A 13,365-nucleotide genomic window follows, 5' to 3' on the forward strand; every position below is an offset into this window, starting at 1 on the left:
CACACCGGAATACGGCCTTGGCAACAAGATATGGAAGGCACCCCAGCATGGAATACCGCAAACTTGGTTCATCCGGGATGTACATCAGCGAACTGGCCTACGGGAACTGGGTCACCCACGGTGAGCAGATCGACCAGGACGAGGCCACGGCCTGCGTCCGGGAGGCGCTGGACCTGGGCATTACCACGTTCGACACCGCCGATGCCTACGCCGGCACCCGCGCGGAACACACCCTCGGTGAAGCGCTAGCCGGTGTGCGGCGCGAAAACGTCGAGATCTTCACCAAGGTCTACTTCCCCACCGGCGAGGGCCGGAACGACCGCGGGCTGTCGCGCAAGCACATCATGGAATCCATCAACGGCTCCCTGAAGCGGCTGCAGACCGACTACGTGGACCTCTACCAGGCCCATCGCTATGACTACGAGACGCCGCTGGAAGAGACGATGCAGGCCTTCGCCGACGTCGTCAGGCAAGGAAAAGCCCTGTATATCGGCGTCTCCGAATGGACTGTGGACGAAATCCGCGCCGGCGCCGCCCTCGCCCGGGAACTGGGCATCCACCTGGTCTCCAACCAGCCCCAGTACTCCCTGCTCTGGCGGGTCATCGAAAAGAAAGTCGTCCCCACCTGCGAGGAGCTGGGCCTGGGACAGATCTGCTGGTCACCCATGGCCCAAGGCGTCCTGACCGGAAAATACGTTCCCGGCCAAGAGGCCCCGGCAGCATCCCGCTTCACAGGCGAGAACGGCAAGATCAAGTCAGACAACCGCTACCTGACCGAAGACATCCTCAGCCGCATCCAGCAGCTCAAACCGCTCGCCGCTGACGCCGGCCTGTCCATGCCCGCACTCGCCGTTGCCTGGGTACTGCAAAACCCCAACGTCTCAGCAGCCATCGTCGGAGCCTCACGCCCGGACCAGCTCAAAGACACCGCAACCGCAGCCGGAGTGAAACTGGACCCCGCCCTGCTGGCACAGGTCGACGAAGTCTTGGACCCGGTCATTGAACGTGACCCCGCAAAAGTGGAGTCATTCCCGGCCCGCCCATGACATCGCGGGTAGCTGTGACGGACGAGCACATCGGTTACGGCAAACACGATGTGTCCGCCCGCGCCGGGAAATCCGGCAACCGCGACCGCTCCAAGACCGTGATGACTGAGATCGGGCCGGGCGAGATCCCAATTGTCGCTGATTCCGAAAGGCTCTCACGGCCGGGAAATCGCGGCGCACTTCGCTGAGGTGTTCGGTCCAGGCCATCAAGGGACACTATTTAGCGGGCTTCCCGGGTCATTGGGGGGATGGCCGAGTGGCATAACCGGCTGCGGGCTCTGCGGTGGCCTTCATCGTCCGCTACACGTCAAGATCCGCTCCGGGCCCACCGCTATACGGACACGCCCGGGAGGGCTCCGATTGCCATATTGAGTTCTTCCAGGGTTGGGGGGTTCGCTCCCGGGCGCTGGACGGTAATGGCTGCGGCTGCAGCTGCGGTGTGTCCGAACTGCTCCAGGACAGCTGGGGCGAAGCATTCGGTTCCTCGGGTGAGAAAGCCCAGAATCAGTCCTACGATCCCAACATCAGACCAGCCCTGATCGGCAGCCACGCAGAAGCGAAAGCCACCTTCGAAGCGCTCGTGCCACTAACCGACGTCGTCAAACTCAGCCACGAAGACGCCCCTCCACCGGACCGCTGACGCCGTGGCCCAGGCCATCAAATGGCACTCGGGGGCCTGGTATTCGACTCTGTGGAGGTCGTTGATCAGCCCCCGGGTTGATTGATGAAGCATGAGACTCGGAAGTCTGTGACTAGGGGAGTCTGTTAGTCCTTTCCCGCAGACCGATAGCGGATATTGTGTAAGGTTGGTGCGCCCAGAAGCGATCTACTCGTCCCCGCATCGAGCCCGACGGAAAAATGTTGTAGCGCCGCTAAACCTCCGCCACCGGAGCCGCGAACTGCGCCGCGTACAGCGCGGCGTACGCGCCGCCCGCCTCCAGCAGCGAAGCATGGTTCCCCTGCTCCACGATCTGGCCGGCCTCCATCACCAGGATGAGGTCGGCGTCGCGGATGGTGGAGAGCCGGTGGGCAATGACAAACGAAGTCCGGTCGGACCGCAGCGCGCTCATCGCCTTCTGCACCAGCACTTCAGTCCGCGTATCCACTGAAGAAGTCGCCTCGTCCAGGATCAGCACGGACGGCCGGGCCAGGAACGCCCGGGCGATGGTCAGCAGCTGCTTCTCGCCGGCGGACACGTTGGAACCCTCGTCGTCGAGCACGGTGTCGTAGCCCTCCGGCAGGGACCGGACGAACCGGTCCACGTACGTCGCCCGCGCCGCCTCCAGGATTTCGTCCTCCGAAGCGCCGGGCCGGCCGTATGCGATGTTTTCCCGGATGGTCCCGCCGAACAGCCAGGTGTCCTGCAGCACCATGCCCATCCGCGAGCGCAGCCCGTCGCGGGTCATCGCGGTGACGTCCACGCCGTCCAGCGTGATCCGGCCGGCGTCGAGCTCGTAGAAACGCATCATCAGGTTCACCAGGGTGGTCTTGCCCGCGCCCGTCGGGCCCACAATGGCCACGGTCTGCCCCGGCTCCGCCACCAAACTCAGGGAGGAAATCAGCGGCTTGTCCGGCGAATAGGAGAAGGACACGTCCTCGAACACCAGCCGCCCCCGGCCACCAGAAGGCGCCTCGGAGGGAGAAGGGTCGGGCGACTGCTCGTCCGTATCCAGCAGCTCAAACACCCGCTCGGCCGAGGCCACGCCGGACTGCAGCAGGTTCGCCATGGACCCCAGCTGGGCCAGCGGCTGGGTGAACTGCCGTGAGTACTGGATGAACGCCTGCACATCACCAAGCTGCATCGCCCCGGAGGCCACCTGCAGGCCGCCCACCACGGCGATCCCCACGTAGACCAGGTTCCCGATGAACGTCATGGCCGGCATGATCAGGCCGGAAATGAACTGCGCGCCGAAGCTCGCCTGGTACAGCTCCGCGTTCTTCTGCCGGAACCGCTCCTCCACCTCGCGCTGCCGGCCGAACACCTTCACCAGGGCGTGCCCGGTGTAGGTCTCCTCAATCTGCCCGTTCAGCTCCCCGGTATGCCTCCACTGCGCCACGAACAGCTTCTGGGAGCGCTTGGCGATCACCGCCGTCGTCACCAGCGTCAGCGGAATGGTCACCAGCGCAATCAGCGCCAGCGTGGGCGAGAGCAGGACCATCATCACCAGCACCCCGGCCACGGTCAGCACCGAGGTCACGGCCTGGCTGATGGACTGCTGCAGGCTCTGGGAGATGTTGTCGACGTCGTTGGTCACCCGGCTGAGCAGCTCGCCGCGCTGCACCGAGTCGAAGTAGCGCAGCGGCAGCTTATTGATCTTCGCCTCGATCCGCTCGCGGAGCCGGAAGACCGTGCGCTGCACGACGCCGTTGAGGATGTACGCCTGCATCCAGCCGAACACCGATGCCAGCACGTACAACACCAGCGCCCACAGCAGCACGGTGGCCAGCGCGGTGAAGTCGATCCCGGCGCCGGGGGTCAGGGTCATGGCGCTGAGCATGTCCGCCTGCTGGGTCTGCCCGGCGGCGCGCATTTGGGCGATCACCTGGTCCTGGGTCTCCCCGGGCGGCAGCTGCTTGGACACGACGCCGGCGAAGATCAGGTTGGTGCCTTCGCCCAGGAGCCGGGGCCCGATCACTGAGAACGTCACCCCGACGACGGCGAGCACCAGGACCAGCGTCAGCCACAGCCGTTCGGGCCGCAGCTCCCCCAGCAGCCGCCGGGCAGACGGTCCGAAGTTCATGGCCTTCTCGGCCGGGATGTTCATCCCGGCAAACGGGCCGCCCGCCGGACGGGGAATCCGCATGGGGGTTTTCGCCCCGGGAGCCCCGGGGGCCCCGGGGGCCCCGGCGGCAGGAGCGACGGCGGGGGCCGGCGTCGGCGCCTTGTCGGTGCGGCTCATGCTGCCTCCTCCGCTGCGAGCTGGGAGTTCACAATCTCCTGGTACGTCTCTGATGCCTCCAGCAGTTCCTCGTGCGTGCCATGCGCGACGATCCTGCCGCGTTCGAGCACCAGGATCTGGTCCGCGTCCACAATGCTGGAGACCCGCTGGGCGATGATCACCATGGTGGCCCCGGCGGTGTGCTGCTTGAGCGCCTGCCGCAGCCGGGCGTCCGTGGCGGTGTCCAGCGAGGAGAAGGAGTCGTCAAAGATGTAAAGCTCGGGCTGTTTCACCAGTGCCCGGGCGATCGCGAGCCGCTGCCGCTGGCCGCCGGAGACGTTGGTGCCGCCCTGCGAGATCGGTGCTTCCAGCCCGCCCTCCAGCTCCTCCACAAAATCCTGCGCCTGGGCAATCCTCAGGGCCCGCCAGAGCTCGTCCTCGGTGGCGTCCGGCTTGCCGTAGAGCAGGTTGCTGCGCACCGTGCCGGAGAACAGGTAGGGCTTTTGCGGGACCAGGCCGATGTGCCCCCACAGCAGGTCCGGGTGCAGCTCACGGACGTCCACGCCGTCAATCCGGACTGAACCGGAGGTCGCGTCGAAGAGCCGCGGCATCAGGTTCACCAGGGTGGTCTTGCCGGAGCCGGTGCTGCCGATGATCGCCGTCGTCTGCCCCGCGCGGGCGGTGAAGTTCACGTCCTGGAGCACCGGCTGCTCGGCACCCGGGTAGGCGAACCCGACGTCGCGCATCTCCAGCTCGCCACGGGCTGCCCGCCCGGCCGCGCGCGAAACCGGGCGCAGCGGCGGCCGGACGCTGGATTCGGTCCCGAGGACCTCGCCGATCCGGTCCCCCGAGACGGCGGCGCGCGGGATCATGATCGCCATGAACGTGGCCATCATGACGGACATCAGGATCTGCATCAGGTAGCTCAGGAACGCGATCATGGTGCCCACCTGCATGGAGCCGTCCTCGATCCGGAACGCGCCGAACCAGATCACGGCCGTGCTGGAGACGTTGAGGACCAGCATCACGGTGGGGAACGCGAGAGCCATGAGCCTGCCGGCGCGCAGCGCAGTGTCCGTGACATCCTCGTTGGCGCGGGCAAAGCGGGCCGTCTCCACGTCCTCCCGGACGAAGGCCCGCACCACGCGGATGCCGGTGAGCTGTTCGCGCAGCACCCGGTTGACGGTGTCGATCCGGGCCTGCATCACCCGGAACAGCGGCACCATCCGCAAGATGATCGAACCCACCGCGGCCAGCAGCACGGGGACGCTGACGGCGATCAGCCAGGACAGCTGCAGGTCCTGCCGGATGGCCATGATCACCCCGCCGATGCAGAGCATGGGCGCCGTAACCATGAGCGTGGCGGACATCAGGACCAGCTGCTGGACCTGCTGGACGTCGTTGGTGGAGCGGGTGATGAGGCTGGGCGGGCCGAACCGGGTGACTTCCTGCTCGGAAAACGCGGCGACCCGGCTGAAGATAGCACCCCGGACGTCCCGGCCCAGCGCCATCGCGGCCTTCGCCCCGAAGTACACGGCCACGACGGTGCAGATGACCTGCAGCAGCGTGACCGCCAGCATCAGGCCGCCGACGCGCAGGATGTAGTCCGTGTCCCCCGTCGCCACGCCCTGATCGATGATGTCCGCGTTCAAGGTGGGCAGGTACAGCGAGGCAATGGACGCCGCCAGCTGGAAGACGACGACGGCGAGCAACAGCCGCCGCTGCGGCCTCAGGTATTCGACGAGCAGTTTCCAGAGCATCCGGTCTCCACTTCATGCGTCACAGACTGTGTCACACAGAACGATGTGAGGGTCAGTCTACGTCCGGCCGCCGGGAGATAGCTGGGTTCCTCTCAGGGCGAATCGGGGGCGGGCCTGCGGCGATGTTCAAATGCGCGGTTTGCTTGCCGGGCTGCGTTTGCTTGCCGGGCTGGTCTGCTTGCCGGGCCTGCGGCCCGGGTGTAGCTTGATGCGGATGCTGCGCATTGGCTCGATCGTCATCCGGGTGGACAACCTCGAACGCCAGATGAGTTTCTGGCAGGCAGCCCTGGGCTACGAGCCCCGGTACGAGCCCGACGGCGACTTCGTGATCCTGCAGCCGCCGGGCGGGGTGGGCACCTGTGTCTCCCTGGACCGGGTCCCCGCGGCCGTCCAGATTCCCCCGCGCCTGCACCTGGACCTCTACACGGACACCCAGGACGCCGAGGTGCAGCGCCTCCTGGACCTGGGCGCCACCCGGATCGAATGGAGCAAGCGGCCCACGGACGCCGACTACGTGATCCTGGCCGATCCGGAGGGCAACAGGTTCTGCGTGGTGGACACCGCCGGGACCCGCTGAAACCTGTTGCTTCGCAGGGGAACGGTGTGCCAGCCTCGAAGTGATCCCGTCGCCGCGGCGACGACGGGCAACGGAGAAGGAGCACGGCATGGGACTCATCCATATCGACCTGTTCACCACTCTCGACGGCGTTGCGCAGGCGCCCGGCGGCCCGGACGAGGACCCTGCCGACGGCTTCGCGTTTGGCGGCTGGCAGGCGCCCCTCATCGACGAGGTCGTCGGCGAGCAAGTCGTCTCCGGGATGGCGGGGATGGACGCGCTGCTGCTCGGGCGCCGGACCTACGACATTTTCGCCGCGTACTGGCCGCACGCCAACGGTGACATCGCGCGGCTGTTCAACCGCATCCCGAAATATGTGGCTTCGCGCCAGTCGCCGGCCCTCGAATGGGCTGACTCCACGCTCCTCGGTCCTGATACCGTCGCCGCCGTACGCGAACTGCGCGACCGGCACGAGCACATCCACGTGATCGGCAGCCTCGACTTCGTGCAGACCCTGTTTGCCGAGCGGCTCTTCGACCGACTCACGCTCTGGGTGTATCCGATCCTCCTCGGCGGCGGAAAGAAGGTCTTCGCGGACGGGGTGGTTCCGACGAACCTCAGGCTCATCGAGCCGGTCGTCGCCTCATCGAAGGGCGCGGTGCAGCAGCGCTACGCGCTCGCCGACGGCACACCTGGCGTCGGCGATATGTCGGCCGTGACCCAGGAGGGCTAAAGCGACACGCCCGGGCCGGGGCCTGTGCCGCCCAACTAGCCGTTCAACACCACGTTCAGCGGCGGCTCGCCCGCCAGCATGATCTCGATCTGCCGCTGCAGCAGCCGGCCCATCCGCGGGCGCATCGCCGAGCTCGCGCCACCCACGTGCGGGCTGATGATGACGCCCGGGGTCCGCCAGAGCGGGTGGTCCTGCGGCAGGGGTTCGGGATCAGTGACGTCCAGCGCGGCGCGAATCCGGCCGGAGGCGGTGTGCCGGACCACGGCCTCCGTGTCCGCCACCGGGCCGCGGGCCACGTTCACCACCAGGGCGCCGTCCGGCATGGCCGCGAGGAAGGCGTCATCAATCAGGTGCCGGGTGGAGTCGCTGAGCGGAACCCCCACCACCACGATGTCGTGCCCCGGCAGGAGCGTGTGCAGCTCCGCGATGCCGTGGATCCGGCCGCGGTCATCGGTCCGTTCGGTGCTGGCCACCCGGGTCACGGTGGTCTCGAACGGCAGGAGCCGGTCCTCGATCGCCTTACCCACCCCGCCGTAGCCAACAATCAGGACGCGGCGGTCGGCCAGGCTGGCCGTGGGCCGGGCATCCCACCGGCCTTCCTGCTGGTTCTGGATCAGGCGGGGCAGCTCGCGCTGGCTGGCGAGGATCAGGGCGAGCGCCAGCTCCGCGGTGGAAGTCTCGTGCACGCCGGACGCGTTGGCGAAGACCCGCCCGGCCGGCAGGAACTCCGCCACGCCGTCGTACCCGATCGACTGGCTCTGCACCAGGACCGTGTCCACATTTTCCAGACCACGCAGGACCGCCGGCCCGCCCATGTACGGCGGGACCACGATGTCGATCCGCGGCAGGGGCGGCTCACCGGCGAGGTCCCACTCCAGGACAGTGACGTCCGGGTGCGGCTGAAGGTACTCATGCAAGGTGGGGTCCGGCAGGCTGACAGTAATTTTCCGGGTCATGAATGCCAGCGTAGTAGAGGCACCGACGCAGCCGCTCACGGGCCTCACTCGCCACGGCCATGCGGCAGCGGTGGACGCCCCTGCCATCGGGGCGCCTTTCGGGATAGGGTCCACAGCAACGGGCGTTGGGGTGCCTGTTGAAGTAGGAGAGCAGACGGGAAGGTGGCGCGAATGGCGGCTCGGATCGGGATCATTGGCGGCGGGATCGTGGGTATGGCGATTGCCCGCGCCCTGGTCCGCACCGGGGGCTTTCACGTCACGGTTTTGGAAAAGGAACACCGCGTGGCCGCGCACCAGACCGGCCACAACTCCGGGGTGGTCCACGCCGGCCTCTACTACCAGCCGGGATCGCTAAAGGCCGTCCTGTGCGCCCGCGGACGGGCCCTCACCCGCGATTACTGCCGCGACAAGGGCCTGCCTTACCGCGAGCTCGGAAAGCTGGTGGTCGCCGTGACCGAGGCGGAGCTGCCGCGGCTCGACGAGATCGAACGCCGCGCCCGGGAGAACAGCGTTCCGGGGGTGAAACGGCTCACCGGGGCAGAACTGCGCGAGATCGAGCCGCACGCCGCCGGCGTCGCGGCGGTCCACTCCCCACAAACCGCCGTCGTGGATTACGCCGCCATTACCGAGGCCATGGCACAGGACGTGCGGCTCGGCGGCGGATCGGTGCTGCTGGGCCAGGAGGTGGTGGCCGTCAGCGACGCGCGCGGCACCGTGCACGTCTCCACGGCGGCAGCCACGCATGCTTTCGACCGGCTGGTGGTGTGTGCCGGGCTCCAGTCGGACGTGGTGGCACGGATGGTCGGGGCCAGCCCGTCGCCCGCGATCCTGCCGTTCCGCGGCGAGTACTGGGTGATGGCTGCCGCCAGGAGCCACCTTGTGCGCGGGATGATCTACCCGGTGCCGGACCCGCGCTTCCCGTTCCTGGGCGTGCACTTCACCCGCGGCGTGTACGACGACGTCCATGTCGGCCCCAACGCGGTGCCGGCCCTGGCCCGGGAGGGCTACTCATGGACCAGGGTGTCCCTGCCGGACACCCTGGCCTCGCTGCGCTGGCCCGGCGCCGCGGCCCTGGCACGGAAGCACTGGCAAATGGGCGCCCGGGAGATCTCGGCATCGCTGCTAAAGCCCCTGTACTTCCGTCAGGCCCGGCAGTTCCTGCCCGAGCTGGAATCCGGCGACCTCGCACGGAAGGCCGGTGCCGGGGTCCGGGCCCAGGCCTGGGCTGCGGACGGCTCCCTGCTGGATGACTTCGCCGTGGACCGGCTCGGCCCCATCACCCTGCTGCGCAATGCGCCGTCCCCTGCCGCAACCTCCGCCCTGGCGATCGCCAACTACGTCCTGGAGCATCACCTCCAGATCGCCCCGAACCGGCTGTCGGCCTAACCGTCTGGGGTCTGCAGACCCGGCCAGAACGACGCACTAGGCCGCGCCTACCGTCAAAAACACCCCGGTTTTGATAGAACTTGCTGTGACCCCACATCGAAACCATCGGCCCGGCACCCGTGACGGGCATCCCGCTGAGTCCGGAGAGGCCCACGCACATGACGAATCCGGGCCCCCGGCCGGCCGCTCCCACGCACCGCAGGAACGTGGTGCTCGTCTGGGCCGCCGCGGTGCTGGTGCTGGCCGCCGTCGTGGTCCTCGGCGCGATCCGCACCGCACCCGGCAGTGATTCCCACACCCGTGACTTCCTGACCCGCGACGTCCTGACCGGTGACGTCCTGACCGTCGCCCAGCAGCAGGAGCCGGGTCCGGCGGAGACCGCACCGGCAGCCCCGGCCGCCGCCGTCGACCTTCCCGCCGAGATGCAGCGGATCATCGGCGCGCACCCCGATCACCGGATCGGCGTCGCCGTGCTGGACACCCGCGACGGCCAGCTGCAGAGCTACGGCGACGTGGCACCGTATACGGCGGCGAGCACCGCGAAGGTCCTGACGGCCGCCGCCTACTACCACCTGGTGGAAACCGGCGATAAGTCACTCGATGCTCCCCTGGGCGCGTTCAATGCCGCGTTCCAGCTCAAAGCCATGATCAACACCAGCAGCGACGACTCATGGCTCCTTCTGATGCGGGACATCGGCTACCCCAACCTCACCGCCTACGCCGCCACCCTCGGCATCACCTACGATCCCGAGCAAAACCTGGTGGCCCCGACGGACATGGCGCGGCTCCTGGCGCAGCTCACCACGGGCAAGCTGCTCAACGCCGATCACACCGCGGAGCTGCTCGGCTACATGCAGCACACCAATGACGAGGACCTCATCCCGGCCGCCGTCGCGCCCGGCATCACGGTCCACCACAAGTACGGCGTGGTGCAGGGCTACGTCCACGACGCCGCCCTGCTCAGCGCCGCCGACCGCTCCTACGCGGTGGTCATTTACACGTGGGGCCCTGACGACGCCGACAGTGCGGACCGTCTGGACCTCATCCACGACTTGACTCGCCAGCTCACCGGCGCGCTTTTTGGGCGGTGATGGTGAGGTCCCTGTTAATAGCCTGAAAATCAACCGATCAAAGGTGGCGCAGGCTCCATTACGGGGGCAGGATGAAAGAAGCGGGAATAGTCTCAGCCGCAGCTGCCCGATGGAACCCCACGCCGTGGGGCCGTCCTCTGGAGGAGCACCAGATGTCCATTCCTTCTGAATCAAGAACGTTCAGTCGCCCCGACGCAGGGGCCTCTTGTCCAGCGCGCGGTCCAGCACGTCCCGCCGCGCCGCCCTGACGGGTCCGCACCAGCTCAACCGCCGGCCCCACACAGCGGGGCACGGGTCCGGCCCGCACTCCGGGCTGATCGAGGCTGCTGGGGCCCCGGAATTCCTCCCAGTCACAGGTAGGAGACGCCGCAGTATTGGAGCAGGCCTAGGATCCCGCGAAGAGGACCGTGCAGATGCGCGGCTAGGGGGCCTTCCGGAGCCGGGCTGTCCAGGGAGTCACCTTGACCCGCATCCTCATTGCAGAAGACGAAGAACGCATCTCCCGCTTCATCGAAAAGGGCCTGCGCGCGGCCGGCTACGTTCCCACGGTGGTCGCCGACGGCGTCACGGCCGTGGACTACGCCTCCAGCGGCGAATTCGATCTCCTGCTCCTGGACATCGGACTCCCGCGCCTGGACGGGTACGCCGTCCTCGCGGCACTGCGCCGCGGCCAGGTGGGCATCCCGGTCATCTTCCTCACGGCCCGCGGATCATCCAGCGACACCGTCGCAGCGCTGGAGGGCGGCGCCGACGACTACATCGTCAAGCCTTTCCACTTCGAGGAACTCGTGGCCCGCATCAAGGCCCGGATCCGCAAGTCGGACACAGGCGATGTGCTGGCAGGAAGCGTTATGCGCTACGGGCCCCTGGAACTGAACCTGCTCACCCACTCCGTCAGCGTCGACGGCAGGATGGTGGAACTCTCCGCCCGCGAATTCGCGCTGGTGGAAATGTTCCTGCTCCACCCCGGGCAGGTCCTGAGCCGGCAGCAACTGCTCAGCCATGTCTGGGGCTACGACTTCGATGGCACGTCCAACGTGGTGGATGTGTACGTGCGCCAGTTGCGGATGAAACTCGGCGCGGACCGGATCCTCACCACCCGCGGCGCCGGGTACCGCCTCAGCTAGGCACAGCAAGCTGATCCGCGCAGGAAGGGAACAGAGTGGCCACCTCGGATGAACATCCCAGTGAAGACGGCCAGGCCGCGCCGGCGGTTGCCTTCCCTGAGGCGGAAACCCAGGACCCGTCCGGCTGGGGCGCAAAGTTCCACTCGGTGCGTTTCCGGGTGGTGGCCGCCATGCTGGGCATGATGCTCGCCGGAGTGGTCACGGCCGGGATGGTCACGTTCGTGGTGCAGTTCCAGGAGGCTGACGCCAGGATCGACCAAGCGGTTCTGGACAAGGCCAACGCCGTGGTCAAGCTCGTCCAGACCAACAAAAAAACGTCCGGAGACTACGCCAACAGGACGTACATCAGCGCACTTCACGAGGCCGCGGAGGATATCGAGCCGCGCAGCAACGAGGTCATGGCAGGGATAGTGGATGGGCATGTGGCATGGACCGTGGAGGGCAACGGGGACAGCAACCTCCTGAACAACAGCATGTTGGCCGACGCCGCCGGGCTCAGCAACCCGGCCGGCGCATCCTTCGGCGAGCTGAACTCAGACGGCCGTCCGCTCAGGACAGTGGTGGTGCCCATGAAGGGCGCCCCCGGGACATTCTTCCTGGTCGGCCGGGACGCGGGCGACCAGCGCGAGCACAACGCCAGCTCGGTCCGGACGTATTCGCTGGTGGCCCTCGGCATGCTCCTGGCTGCCGCAGTGATCGGCAGCGTGGTTGCCGGCCGGCTGCTCGATCCGCTCCGCCGTATGCGCGAGACGTCCCGGGCGGTGGGCCCGGAGGACCTCACGCAGCGGGTTGAGGTGCGCAAGGGCGAGGACGACGTCACCCTGCTCGCCAAGACCTTCAACACCATGCTGGAAAGACTCGATGAGGGCGCCCAGCAACAGCAGCAGTTCCTGGACGACGCCGGCCATGAACTGCGGACCCCGCTGACCATTCTCCGCGGGCACCTCGAGCTCGTGACAGTCGATGATCCGGACGATGTCATTGCCACCAGGGACGTGCTGTTGGACGAGGTGGACCGGATGCAGCGCCTGGTGGACGACCTCCTGCTGCTCGCCAACTCCGGCGAGATCGGCTTCATCCAGCGTGAACCCGTCCGGGTCCCGGAACTCCTGGATCAGGTCATGGAGAAAGTGCACGTCCTGGCCGACCGGCACTGGCAGATCGATGAAAGAGCTGACTATGTGGTGGAAGCGGATCCGCAGCGCCTCACCCAGGCACTGGTCCAGCTCGCCGCGAACGCCGTCAAGTACACCGGGCTGTCCTCCACCATCGCGCTCGGCTCCCGGATTGAGCGCCCGAAAACGAGCGACGGCACCTCGCTGCCCCCGCAGGACACCCTTGTGCTGTGGGTGCGCGATGACGGGATCGGCATCGCCGCCGAAGACCAGCAACGGATCTTCGAACGGTTCGGCCGGGCGCACACGGGCCGCGGCGTGGAGGGCTCGGGACTGGGCCTTGCCATTGTCGCGGCCATCGCACAGGCGCACGGGGGCGTGGCCACGGTGGAATCCGAATACGGCCACGGGGCCACGTTCCTGATCCGGATCCCCTTGCAGTCCTCCGGCGTCCGCGTCTGACCTGGTCCGCCGTCTTACCTTGCCCGCCGTCTGGCCTGGCCCGCACCTGCTGGTGTCCGTGCCTAAGCGCGGCGCCGCAAACGCGGGCCCTTGGATGAGGAATCCTTAATCTTCCCCTCATCCCATCCTCACTCTCGGGGCGCACGCTGATGCATAACATCAGACAGCACCGGCCCGGACACAGTCGCGTTCGCGACCGTGTCCGGGGGCACCGGGGGCGGGGGAGGATTGTTGTGGAGCCATTGCGGATAGTG

General features: G+C 67.4%; 10 protein-coding genes and 1 pseudogene. 8 read left to right on the forward strand and 3 right to left on the reverse strand.

Features of this window, described 5'->3' with window-relative positions:
• Window positions 1-47 precede the first annotated feature (47 nt).
• Window positions 48-1,046 carry an aldo/keto reductase family protein gene (locus AC1DRO_RS14985; protein ID WP_476951422.1) on the forward strand — a complete coding sequence of 333 codons (999 nt, stop codon included), beginning with the start codon at window positions 48-50 and terminating at the stop codon, window positions 1,044-1,046.
• A gap of 508 nt (window positions 1,047-1,554) precedes the next feature.
• Window positions 1,555-1,668, forward strand: a pseudogene (locus AC1DRO_RS14990) (carbohydrate kinase); the annotation flags it as partial.
• Window positions 1,669-1,918: 250 nt separating this feature from the next.
• On the opposite strand, the gene AC1DRO_RS14995 reads toward AC1DRO_RS14990, so the two are convergent.
• Entirely contained in the window at window positions 1,919-3,946 is a 2,028-nt protein-coding gene (locus AC1DRO_RS14995; RefSeq protein WP_476951423.1) for an ABC transporter ATP-binding protein, read from the reverse strand.
• Window positions 3,943-5,685 (reverse strand): ABC transporter ATP-binding protein, encoded by a 1,743-nt coding sequence (locus AC1DRO_RS15000; protein WP_476951424.1) that lies wholly within the window; start codon window positions 5,683-5,685, stop codon window positions 3,943-3,945. Before AC1DRO_RS15000 ends, AC1DRO_RS14995 begins: the two co-directional genes overlap by 4 nt.
• A 214-nt stretch (window positions 5,686-5,899) precedes the next feature.
• Here AC1DRO_RS15000 and AC1DRO_RS15005 point away from each other — a divergent pair, with 214 nt between their 5' ends.
• Window positions 5,900-6,262: a VOC family protein gene (locus AC1DRO_RS15005; RefSeq protein ID WP_476951425.1), complete on the forward strand. Its 363-nt coding sequence runs from the start codon at window positions 5,900-5,902 to the stop codon at window positions 6,260-6,262.
• Window positions 6,263-6,350: 88 nt separating this feature from the next.
• Window positions 6,351-6,974: a dihydrofolate reductase family protein gene (locus AC1DRO_RS15010; RefSeq protein ID WP_476951426.1), complete on the forward strand. Its 624-nt coding sequence runs from the start codon at window positions 6,351-6,353 to the stop codon at window positions 6,972-6,974.
• A gap of 35 nt (window positions 6,975-7,009) precedes the next feature.
• Here AC1DRO_RS15010 and AC1DRO_RS15015 read toward each other — a convergent pair whose 3' ends face one another.
• Window positions 7,010-7,930 (reverse strand): 2-hydroxyacid dehydrogenase, encoded by a 921-nt coding sequence (locus AC1DRO_RS15015; RefSeq protein ID WP_476951427.1) that lies wholly within the window; start codon window positions 7,928-7,930, stop codon window positions 7,010-7,012.
• A gap of 171 nt (window positions 7,931-8,101) precedes the next feature.
• Between AC1DRO_RS15015 and lhgO the strand changes: the two genes are divergently transcribed.
• The 4 genes from lhgO to AC1DRO_RS15035 all read left to right on the forward strand — a co-directional run bounded on the left by lhgO (window position 8,102) and on the right by AC1DRO_RS15035 (window position 13,111).
• On the forward strand, window positions 8,102-9,316 hold the full coding sequence (lhgO, locus tag AC1DRO_RS15020; protein ID WP_476951428.1) for an L-2-hydroxyglutarate oxidase: 1,215 nt from the start codon (window positions 8,102-8,104) through the stop codon (window positions 9,314-9,316).
• A gap of 158 nt (window positions 9,317-9,474) precedes the next feature.
• The gene (locus AC1DRO_RS15025) at window positions 9,475-10,407 is read left to right on the forward strand and encodes a serine hydrolase (RefSeq protein ID WP_476951429.1); all 933 of its coding nucleotides are present in this window, start codon (window positions 9,475-9,477) and stop codon (window positions 10,405-10,407) included.
• Window positions 10,408-10,868: 461 nt separating this feature from the next.
• Window positions 10,869-11,534: a response regulator transcription factor gene (locus AC1DRO_RS15030; RefSeq protein WP_028275840.1), complete on the forward strand. Its 666-nt coding sequence runs from the start codon at window positions 10,869-10,871 to the stop codon at window positions 11,532-11,534.
• Window positions 11,535-11,569: 35 nt separating this feature from the next.
• Window positions 11,570-13,111 (forward strand): sensor histidine kinase, encoded by a 1,542-nt coding sequence (locus AC1DRO_RS15035; protein WP_476951430.1) that lies wholly within the window; start codon window positions 11,570-11,572, stop codon window positions 13,109-13,111.
• The last annotated feature ends 254 nt before the right edge of the window (window positions 13,112-13,365 follow it).

Source organism: Arthrobacter sp. P4_F11 (assembly GCF_056401395.1).

Bases quoted from the DNA above. Each gene is read 5' to 3' on its own strand.
- AC1DRO_RS15025 (WP_476951429.1), top strand. From the start codon at position 9,475: ATGACGAATCCGGGCCCCCGGCCGGCCGCTCCCACGCACCGCAGGAAC.
- AC1DRO_RS15010 (WP_476951426.1), top strand. From the start codon at position 6,351: ATGGGACTCATCCATATCGACCTGTTCACCACTCTCGACGGCGTTGCG.
- AC1DRO_RS15015 (WP_476951427.1), bottom strand. From the start codon at position 7,930: ATGACCCGGAAAATTACTGTCAGCCTGCCGGACCCCACCTTGCATGAG.
- AC1DRO_RS14995 (WP_476951423.1), bottom strand. From the start codon at position 3,946: ATGAGCCGCACCGACAAGGCGCCGACGCCGGCCCCCGCCGTCGCTCCT.
- lhgO (WP_476951428.1), top strand. From the start codon at position 8,102: ATGGCGGCTCGGATCGGGATCATTGGCGGCGGGATCGTGGGTATGGCG.
- AC1DRO_RS15000 (WP_476951424.1), bottom strand. From the start codon at position 5,685: ATGCTCTGGAAACTGCTCGTCGAATACCTGAGGCCGCAGCGGCGGCTG.
- AC1DRO_RS15005 (WP_476951425.1), top strand. From the start codon at position 5,900: ATGCTGCGCATTGGCTCGATCGTCATCCGGGTGGACAACCTCGAACGC.
- AC1DRO_RS14985 (WP_476951422.1), top strand. From the start codon at position 48: ATGGAATACCGCAAACTTGGTTCATCCGGGATGTACATCAGCGAACTG.